Source organism: Streptococcus sanguinis SK49, from assembly GCF_000212815.1.
Lineage (GTDB): Bacteria > Bacillota > Bacilli > Lactobacillales > Streptococcaceae > Streptococcus > Streptococcus sanguinis_C.
The window spans coordinates 668,088-677,654 of sequence record NZ_GL890986.1; the positions used below are offsets into that span (position 1 = coordinate 668,088).

9 protein-coding genes, 1 tRNA gene and 1 pseudogene are annotated in these 9,567 nt (G+C 44.8%); 2 read left to right on the top strand and 9 right to left on the bottom strand.

The annotated features are described in order from the left end of the window. Positions 1 to 11 precede the first annotated feature (11 nt). The 6 genes and pseudogenes from HMPREF9380_RS00105 to HMPREF9380_RS00085 form a co-directional block, all read right to left on the bottom strand. A complete protein-coding gene (locus HMPREF9380_RS00105) occupies positions 12 to 1,070 on the bottom strand; it encodes an AAA family ATPase (RefSeq protein WP_004193965.1) in 1,059 nt (352 codons plus the stop codon). A gap of 184 nt (positions 1,071 to 1,254) precedes the next feature. Continuing rightward, entirely contained in the window at positions 1,255 to 1,656 is a 402-nt protein-coding gene (locus HMPREF9380_RS00100) for a DUF4430 domain-containing protein (RefSeq protein WP_002911498.1), read from the bottom strand. Beyond that, positions 1,640 to 2,125: an ECF transporter S component gene (locus HMPREF9380_RS00095; protein WP_004193970.1), complete on the bottom strand. Its 486-nt coding sequence runs from the start codon at positions 2,123 to 2,125 to the stop codon at positions 1,640 to 1,642. Before HMPREF9380_RS00095 ends, HMPREF9380_RS00100 begins: the two co-directional genes overlap by 17 nt. 42 nt (positions 2,126 to 2,167) lie before the next feature. Further along, positions 2,168 to 2,911, bottom strand: a pseudogene (locus HMPREF9380_RS0111185) (DUF4272 domain-containing protein). An 83-nt stretch (positions 2,912 to 2,994) separates the two neighbouring features. Beyond that, complete coding sequence (locus HMPREF9380_RS00090) at positions 2,995 to 5,424, bottom strand: ATP-dependent Clp protease ATP-binding subunit (protein WP_004193975.1); 2,430 nt, start codon at positions 5,422 to 5,424, stop codon at positions 2,995 to 2,997. After that, entirely contained in the window at positions 5,425 to 5,889 is a 465-nt protein-coding gene (locus HMPREF9380_RS00085; protein ID WP_002899234.1) for a CtsR family transcriptional regulator, read from the bottom strand. Between the two features lie 146 nt (positions 5,890 to 6,035). Here HMPREF9380_RS00085 and HMPREF9380_RS0111190 point away from each other — a divergent pair, with 146 nt between their 5' ends. Further along, positions 6,036 to 6,524 (top strand): hypothetical protein, encoded by a 489-nt coding sequence (locus HMPREF9380_RS0111190; RefSeq protein ID WP_004193977.1) that lies wholly within the window; start codon positions 6,036 to 6,038, stop codon positions 6,522 to 6,524. Between the two features lie 104 nt (positions 6,525 to 6,628). Here the strand turns inward: HMPREF9380_RS0111190 and tsf are convergent, their stop codons facing one another. Continuing rightward, on the bottom strand, positions 6,629 to 7,672 hold the full coding sequence (gene tsf, locus HMPREF9380_RS00080; RefSeq protein ID WP_002894014.1) for a translation elongation factor Ts: 1,044 nt from the start codon (positions 7,670 to 7,672) through the stop codon (positions 6,629 to 6,631). Between the two features lie 73 nt (positions 7,673 to 7,745). After that, on the bottom strand, positions 7,746 to 8,528 hold the full coding sequence (gene rpsB, locus HMPREF9380_RS00075) for a 30S ribosomal protein S2 (RefSeq protein ID WP_002894015.1): 783 nt from the start codon (positions 8,526 to 8,528) through the stop codon (positions 7,746 to 7,748). Between the two features lie 306 nt (positions 8,529 to 8,834). Here rpsB and HMPREF9380_RS00070 point away from each other — a divergent pair. Beyond that, positions 8,835 to 8,905: transfer RNA gene (locus tag HMPREF9380_RS00070), tRNA-Cys, on the top strand. Positions 8,906 to 9,067: 162 nt separating this feature from the next. On the opposite strand, the gene HMPREF9380_RS11235 is transcribed toward HMPREF9380_RS00070, so the two are convergent. Beyond that, on the bottom strand, positions 9,068 to 9,567 hold a 500-nt coding region (locus HMPREF9380_RS11235; protein ID WP_004193980.1), incomplete at its 5' end, for a G5 domain-containing protein.

Below are 9,567 nucleotides of genomic sequence, written 5' to 3' on the forward strand. Positions count from 1 at the left end.
CACTTTCTTTTTTAATCTGCTTGATAAATCATGTCGATCGCTTCTTTGGCCGCCTGATAATTGTCCAAATAACTGCCAGCCAGATAGACCGTCGGAATATGAGCCAAACTCTGCTCTTTCAGCCTTTTTAGATGGCTTGAAAAATCACTGCGGATAGCCTCGTCCGCCATGCTCATATCACGAAAGCCATCGTTAACATAGGTGCCGACCGGCTCAGCAAAGAGAATCAAATCCCATTTTTCCTTGGACAAAATGCTGGCAAAGAGATTATCAAAAGTATCTGTCTCTTCGTCCTGAACCGGACTTTCTTTCAGATAGTAATCATAGTAAGCCTTGGTTACCAGTGAATTTGTATCAGCCACGACCAGACCACGGTTGGCGCTGCTGTCAATCAAGCGGGAAGTCTGAGCATATTGTCCCAAGAGCAGATAATAGTAGTCTTTAGGAGTCAGCTCATCGTCTCTCACATTATTTTGAATCTGGTATTCTCGAGCATATTCCAGGCTGACTGGAGCATCATAGTAGCGAGCTAAGTCCTTGGCCAAGGTCGTTTTACCATTGCTAGCGCTACCCATAATCAGCACTTTCTTGGTAAAGTGACGGCGGAAAGGCTGGGCTATATATTTCCAATAAAGACTAGGATTTTCCCGAATCATCGTAGCTGAGATACCAAACTGTCGCTCCTGCAAGGAAGTTTTGAAAGCACGCTTTTCTAACTCTTCCTGATAGTCAGCCTCACCAACAAAGAAAATCAGTTCCTCCCGTTCTGCATCATAGCTCACCAACTCTAATAGAGCTGACAGCCACTTGTCCCAACCCAGAGGATAGCGGGGAAAGGAAGTTTCATCGAGTTTGTAAACCTGGGTCAATTCATCATCTGCGAAAGTCTCCCTAGTATAGCGAAAACGCTTCTGCAGAGACAGACCCACTTCCTGCCCACGATCTCCCTGATAACCTGAAACCACCACGCGCACCTTGTCGTAAGAACGCTTAGCCTTCTGAATCAAATCGATATGCCCCTGATGCAAGGGAGCAAATGTTCCAAAGACGATTGCAATTTTTTCTTTCATATATCTAACCTTTTTATTGTTTTTTATATTTTATTCTTTCTATGATTTTATTATAAACTATATTTTTCTTTTGTCAATAGTTTTTTATAAAATTTTATAAAAATATTTTTCAGACACTTTAAACTGTATTAAGCACGAAAAAAAGAACCTAATGTCTTAAGCATCAGATTCTTTTTTACAAGATTTATTGCTGATAGACTTCTTGGTAGAATTCCAGCTTGTCTCCATCCTTGACAGTGATTTGATTGGCTGCCTTAGGAGCCATTTCTCCGTTGACCTTAAACATCCAGTAGAGGCCCTTTGCTTCATCCTGAGCATGACCGTCAATCGAAGTGATAAAACCATCTTTTTCTTCGACCTTATAGGCCTTCTTCAAAGCATCCATAGCTGTCTTTCCTTCTTCAACAGCCACCGTTTTCTCGCTCTTCTCCTGACCTTCTGGTGCAATACTGATGCTGATTTTCAGTTCCTTTTTGACAGAAGAATCAGCGGAGCTAGAGCTCTTGTCAGTATTTGTCTGGCTGCTGCCGCAACCAACAAGGAGAAGGGCAAAAGCAAGTGTGAGCAAACTAAAGATTTTTTTCATTATAGAGCCTCCTTAAAATAGGGTACAAGAGTGGGTAAAAAAACAAGGTCGACAGTCCGTGCGCTATATTGAAGGTCAAAGCATTGATAATCGCATAAGACCACCAGTGATAGTTGTACAGCAAGGCTGTCAGTGTATCGATGGCAATGCCATAGCCAAAGGATAGGAGAGCTGCTGCTATTCCCTGTCCCACTAGGTTTAATCGAGGATAGAGCAGCCACCAAAGGCAAAGAATCAGTCCAAAGGACAGCAACTGAAATAGGACAATCGGACTCATCCCCAAAAGAAAGGCTGATGTAAACATCGTCACAGCCATCACTAGGAGTGAAGTCGACAAATCCTCAAAAATGACTATCAGGAAAAAGATAGCTGAGATAGGCTGCACATTGGGCAGAAAGGAAAATGCATAGCGAAAGGCCACACATAGAGCCGATAGGATGGCAATTTTAGCCATTTTACGAGCGGACAAAAGTACCTCCTTTCTAACCGAGGTAAATAGGGAGAAGTTGGACTAGGTATGCAGCTCAACAGCATCCCAGTCCTGAGCCGTATTCAGCCCCAGCAGCCAGTCAAGACCAGACCGCCTCTCCAGAACAACACTTTCATCAAGACCAGCCGGTGCTGGCTGGTCGTGAATCCGAGCCTCAACACAGGCCCAATGATAACGATAAATCAAGTCATCCTCATCCAGCAACTCTTCTAAGCTGCGCGGTTGGCATTTTCCCAGAAATTCCTGAAAGTCAACCGCACTAGCGACTGCGTCAATAGCAACATCACAATCACAAATCTTATCTGGAAACGGTAAAGTATCTACTAGCCCTAAGTACCAAATCAAAGACCAATAAGCCTCATATTTCCAAACCATATTAATAATAGCTGCCGTGTCAGCACGATCTTCCAAGACCTCCCTTTCTTTGGGCGTCAACTCTTCCTGAACCCCGTATTGCTGCAGTTTATCCTGCAGCCAATGGCGGCTCTCCTCATTATAATTATTATTTTCGATATCCAAGGCCGCCTGAATAATCAAGAGGCTGCTAATAGCCCGACGCGCAATTTCTTCTAGCGAGCGCGGCCGTACCTACTCAGCACTTTCGATGACCGGCAAATGCTCAATGTAAGGAATACCTTCCTTTTTCAAGCGCTGGATACTAGCCACCTTGCGCTCTTCTGGTGTTTTTACTCTGGCTTTCTTGCCGGCAAACAAGTCTTTAAAAAACGACATATCAGCCTCCAATCCTTCAATTCCCAGTTTCATTGAATGATGAAATAACTGTTCGGTATAATTGCTATCAGGGATTAACCGCGAGCAAACAACTTTCCGTTGAAAGACTTCGATTTCTAGGCCACTTCGAACTTGAGTTGGCCAGCCTTGACCCCGACCTTAAGAGTTTGACCCGTTGTCAAATCTCCTGTCAAGAGGAGCTCAGACAGCTTGTCCTCCACCAGAGTCTGCAGAGTGCGGCGCAATGGCCGTGCTCCCATTTCCACATCGTAGCCTTCCTGAGCCAGCAGCTTAAGGGCACTAGCCTGGAACTTCAGCTCAATTCCCTTCTCAGCAAGACTGGCAATGAGCGGTTTGACCATAACCTTGACCACTTCCTGCATATCTTCTGCAGATAGGCTGTGGAAGACTACCTTCTCGTCGATACGGTTGATAAACTCCGGTCTATATGCTTTCTTAAGTTCTTCCAGCATCCGTTTTTCCATATTGGCATGGTCCAAGCGGATATCCCGCGCCCCAAAGCCCACCGTCTTATCATCCCGCAAACTAGTTGCCCCCAGATTGCTGGTCATGATAATAATCGTGTTGGAGAAGTCCACCTTGCGGCCCTTGCTGTCAGTCAACTGGCCATCATCCAAGACCTGCAGGAGAACATTGAAAATATCTGGGTGCGCCTTTTCCACCTCGTCAAAGAGCAGGACAGAATAAGGTCTGTTGCGCACCTTTTCCGTCAGCTCCCCTCCTTCTTCATAGCCTACATAGCCTGGAGGCGCTCCATTGAGGCGGCTAGCCGCGAATTTCTCCATGTACTCACTCATATCAAAGCGGATGAGTGCAGACTCATCATCAAAGAGACTTTCGGCCAAGGCCTTGGCTAGCTCTGTCTTCCCGACTCCTGTCGGGCCTAGGAACATAAAGGAGCCAATCGGCCGCTTGCTGCTGCGGATACCAGACTGGTTCCGTCGGATGGCTCGGCTGATAGCTGAAATCGCCTCGTCCTGCCCAATCACGCGTTTATGCAGTTCTGTTTCCAAATTGAGGTATTTCTTTGCATCTGTCTGAGTCAGCTTCTGCACTGGAATCCCAGACAAGCCACTAAGAGTAGCCAAGACATCGTCTTCTTCCACTTTCAGTTTATAGAGCTTGGGGTGCTGCTCTTGCTCAAGCAGCTTCGACACCTTTTTAAAGTCCGCTGCCATCAAGGCTTGATCCACTGGCGTCAAATCCGACTGCTCGTAATTCTGCGGCCCTCTGTTCTGGACTGTCGCACTAGCCTCGTCCAAAAGATCAATGGCAGAGTCCGGCAGATGCTTGCTAGTCAGATAGCGATGGGCATATTTCACCGCCGTCTCAATCGCCTGATCACTAATCTGCACCTTGTGATGGTCCTCATAACTCTTTCTCAAGCCTTGTAAAATTGCAATGCTGTCAGCCACATTAGGCTCTTCTATACTGACCTTGGCAAAACGCCGGGAAAGGGCCGCATCTTTTTCAATATGTTTCTGGTACTCTTCCTGCGTCGTAGCGCCAACTGTCCGCAGAGTGCCGCGAGCCAGAGCCGGTTTCAGAATATTGGCCGCATCCAAGGTCGAGTCAATACCGCTGCCAGAGCCCATGATAGTATGCAGCTCATCGATGAAGAGAATGACATGACCATCTTCTTCAATGTCATTGATGATGTTGTTCATCCGCTCCTCGAAGTCTCCGCGAAAGCGAGTGCCAGCGACTACATTCATCAAGTCCAGTTCCAAAACCCGCATCTTAGCAAGTTCAGCCGGAACCTGACCAGCTGCCACACGCTGGGCCAGACCTAAAGCCAGAGCTGTCTTACCAACCCCAGCATCTCCAACCAGCACTGGATTGTTTTTAGTCTTGCGACTGAGAATCTGAACTATCCGTGAAATTTCCTGATCACGGCCAATGACGGGCTCCAATCGGCCATCTCTAGCCAGCTCCGTCAGATCACGGGTGTAGTCTTCTAGGCCTCCGCTAGTAGAAGCCGGCATCCCCATCATATTAGCCATGGTCTGCTTAGCGGCCATTACCCCCTTATTCAGACTGCGAATAGCCTTGATATCTTCCTTGCCCCAGCCAGCTCGCTGCTCCAAGACCTTTCGCAAATCACTGATTTTCGGTCCCTGCTCCTTGTCCTCGTAGCTAAAACCGGTAAATTCCAGAATACGAGAGGCTAAGGTCCCCCGGTCAAATAGCATGGCCAGCAGCACATGTTCAGTACCTACATGCTTAGCACGAACAGCTTCTGCAATTTGCCCCGCTTCCTCAAACAGCTCCTCTAAGCGATAAGAAAAAGGCAGCAGCTCGAAGTGACCGTCTTTCTGATAAGCCTGACCAGTAATCTGAAAAGCCGCTTCTTCAAATCCATCCACTTCCACAGGAAACTCATTGAGGACTGAGCCAGCAACGCTGTAGGGATTATTAGCCAGAGCAATCAGCAGATGCCATGATTCCAGATAATCTGTCGTAAAATGGCCGGCCAAGAGCTGGGCTGCTTCCAAGCTTTCTATTAAGGCTTTTGAGTATTTCATTTATGATTCCATTCCTTTTCTGTCTAGTTGTTGTAAAATCTTTTTTAATATCCGGGCACGAATCACCGCAGCTCCATCACCCAAAATCGAGTCCGATGCTGTTGATAAGATTAGATTGCCCTCACGTTCAGTCATAATCTTCTCGTCAAAAAGAAGCTGAATAACATCTGTGAAAACCTGCTGGCTGACACGCTCTCCCACACTGTCGTACAGGCCGCAAAGCATCTGATGCCGGTCGGAAAATTCTATCTTTCCAATCCGAATATAGCCTCCGCCGCCACGCTTACTCTCGACGATATAGCCCCGACTTTCCGTAAAACGAGTCTTAATCACATAGTTAATCTGACTGGGAACCACCTGAAAAACATCAGCCAGTTCACTGCGTTTCAGTTCAACCATCCCAGCCTGAGCCAGAATAGACTTGATATATGCTTCAATACTGTCCGATGTGTTTTTTGCACCCATGACTTCCCTTTCCAGTTGAGAATTTCAGAATAAATTTCTTTTTTCCTTGTTTCTCTAACATTGACTATCTTTGACTAATATTATACCGGAAAAGTCTCTATTTTAAAAGAAAAAGGGATGACTGAAAGGTCTGACAATTCAAACTAGTGAAAAAGCTTTGTCAGGTTTGTGTAACCGCTTGCTTTTTGCTTTTAAAGCGTTATAATATAGGTGGAAATCCACAAGGAAAAGACAGACAGAAACTCCTGCCTGCCAACTATCATCTAAACAAGGAGGATAATCCAATGAAAATGGATTGGCTCAACTATTCTCGTCATGTACTCAAATGGCTCTTTGTAGCTCTGAGTATTTTCACCATCTTTTCTGCTGATTACGTTGATATTCCTATCGGAGCTCTCATCGCCTGTCTTTATGCTCCCCTGCTCTTCGAACAGGAGCTGGTCAGCAACCGAGTCAAATGGTATAGCTTTCTGATTATGATGGTGGTTACTCTGCCCCTTTTGTTTATTACCAAAGTCTACCAGTTTAGCCTAACTTACCCCCAAACCACAGCTCTTCTCTTCATATTGGTAGTCTTGATTTTTACCAATGGCTTGATTGCTCATAAAGAAGAAAGAGAAAAAGCAGCTAAGTGATGCTACTCACCATTCTAAACTTGATGTTTCAAAATGCTACAAATGAAAAGGTCTGAGAAAAAATCTCAGACCTTTTTATCGTTCTATTTCTAAGCTAAAAACGATTAGTTTTGACCAAGAGCAGCAGCCATTGTTGCAGCTACTTCGTTTTCAAAGTCGTTAGCAGCTTTTTCGATACCTTCACCAACTTCAAAGCGAGCGAACTCAACTACTGAAGCATTTACTGATTCAAGGTAAGCTTCAACTGTCTTGCTGTCATCCATGATGTATACTTGTGCAAGAAGTGTGTATGCTTGGTCAACTTTAGTGTTGTCAAGCATGAAGCGATCCATTTTACCTGGGATAATCTTGTCCCAGATCTTTTCTGGTTTGCCTTCAGCAGCCAACTCAGCCTTGATGTCTTCTTCAGCTTGTGCAACGACTGCATCAGTCAACTGAGCTTTTGATCCATACTTCAAGTGTGGAAGAGCTGGTTTACCAACCATTGCACGGCTTTCATTGTCTTGATCGATGACGTGGTTCAATTGTGCCAATTCATCTTTAACAAATTGCTCATCCAATTCTTTGTATGAAAGAACAGTTGGTTTCATCGCAGCGATGTGCATAGAGATTTGCTTAGCAAGAGCATCGTCTCCACCTTCGATAACGGAGATAACTCCGATACGACCACCGTTGTGTTGGTAAGCACCGAAGTGTTGAGCATCTGTCTTTTCAATCAATGCAAAGCGACGGAAAGAGATTTTTTCTCCGATAGTTGCAGTTGCAGATACGTATGCAGCTTCAAGAGTTTCACCTGAAGGCATTGTCAAAGCAAGTGCTTCTTCGTTGTTAGCTGGTTTGCCTTCAGCGATTACTTTCGCAGTTGCATTTACCAAGTCAACAAATTGAGCATTTTTCGCAACGAAGTCAGTTTCAGCATTTACTTCAACAACAGCGGCAACATTACCGTTTACGTAAACACCTGTCAGACCTTCAGCAGCAACACGGTCAGCTTTCTTAGCTGCTTTTGCCATCCCTTTTTCGCGAAGCAATTCAATCGCTTTTTCGATGTCACCGTCTGTTTCAACAAGTGCTTTCTTAGCGTCCATGACACCAGCACCAGATTTTTCACGCAATTCTTTGACAAGCTTAGCTGTAATTTCTGCCATTTTTCTTCTCCTATTTTTTTAATGCAAATAAAGGAGCTGGGCTGAGCCCTGCCCCTTTAGGTTAGTTTACTGATTATTCGTTTGAACCTTCAACAACTTCAACGATTTCTTCGATAGAATCTGCTTGAGTTTCAGTTGCAGCCAATTCTGCTTCTACTGATTCAACGCTATCTTCACCTTGACGGCCTTCGATAACAGCATCAGCCATTTTCGCAGTGATTAATTTAACCGCACGGATTGCATCGTCGTTAGCTGGGATAATAACATCGATATCATCAGGATCAGTGTTAGTATCAACCATGGCAACCACTGGGATACCTAATTTCTTAGCTTCCTTAACAGCGATTTGCTCTTTATGAGGGTCAACTACATACATCACATCTGGGATACGAGGCATATCTTCGATACCGCCCAAGAATTTTTCAAGACGAGCACGTTGTTTGTTGAGAAGAGCGACTTCTTTCTTAGGAAGAACTTCGAAGGTTCCGTCTTCTTCCATGCGTTTGATTTCTTTCAAACGAGCTACACGTTTTTGGATAGTAGACCAGTTTGTAAGAGTTCCACCCAACCAACGGTGGTTGATGAAGTATTGACCTGAACGTTCTGCTTCTTCTTTGACAGCATCAGCAGCTTGCTTTTTAGTACCAACGAAGAGGATAACTGCATCGTTAGCAGCAGCATCACGCATAAAGTCGTAAGCTTGGTCAGCATACTTTACAGTTTGCTGCAAGTCGATTACGTGGATACCGTTACGCTCAGTGAAGATGTATTTAGCCATCTTAGGGTTCCAGCGACGAGTTTGGTGACCAAAGTGAACACCAGCCTCAAGAAGTTGTTTCATTGAAATTACTGCCATGAGTAAATTCTCCTTTTTGTTTTTTTCCTCTTTTAGATTTCAGCTCGCAGGACCACCCGAGGGCAACAGTCCCACAATTCATCTAAAATGAGTATTTTGCCATTTACACGGCACCCTCTATTATAACAAAAGTGCAGCTCTTTGACAAGGCGTTTGCCAGATTTTCTGCCACTAAGAATGAATTCTACCTCTCAGCTGAACATTTATTCCTGAAGCGTTCAGAATGGTAGTGTCTAACATTTTCTGATTTGACTTTGAAAGACTCTTGACGAAAGCAAGTATTTACGATAGAATAATAAGAGTTGCGGCGGTATAGCCAAGTGGTAAGGCACGGCTCTGCAAAAGCTTGATCGTCGGTTCAAATCCGTCTACCGCCTTGTAATAACTTATAAAACAAAGATTAGTAAGATATACTCTTTCTAATCTTTTTAATTTCTGTAACCCCTCCCAAAACTAAGCCATTTAGTAAACATAAGTCTCTCATTAGTAAAGCAAAAAAAGAAACTAGGACATCATCCTAGCTCTTTTTTTATTATCAATTAATCTTGACGCTTCTTACGGTTGATGAAACCTGCTAAAGAAGCCAGCATCAGACCCATAATACTCAAGAGGATGTTAGTGTGTTCACCTGTCCTTGGTAACTCCCTCTTCTGTCCTGTTTGACCTTCCTGACCTTGACCAGAAGGGACTTGACTTGAGTTGGTATTACCAGTAGATACTTTTGTACCTACTTCAACCACTTCTTCCACAGGATCTTTGGTGATCGACTCACTCTTCTTCACACGACCTGTTTCCTTGCCATCTGTCTTCGTCACGGTGTAGACTATCGTCTTCACTCCTTTTTGACCAGGTGTTTTCACCTGACGAACGCCCTCTGCCAATTGGTCGCTCGATACTTCGCGTGTGTTGTATGCAACTTCTTCAGTTTCGGTGACTTCCTCAGTCGTCACAACTGGTGCTACCGGGCTTTCCTTTGTACCGACTTCAACCACTTCATCAATCGCTGCTGTCACTACTGGCTCGCCCTTTTGAACCTTGG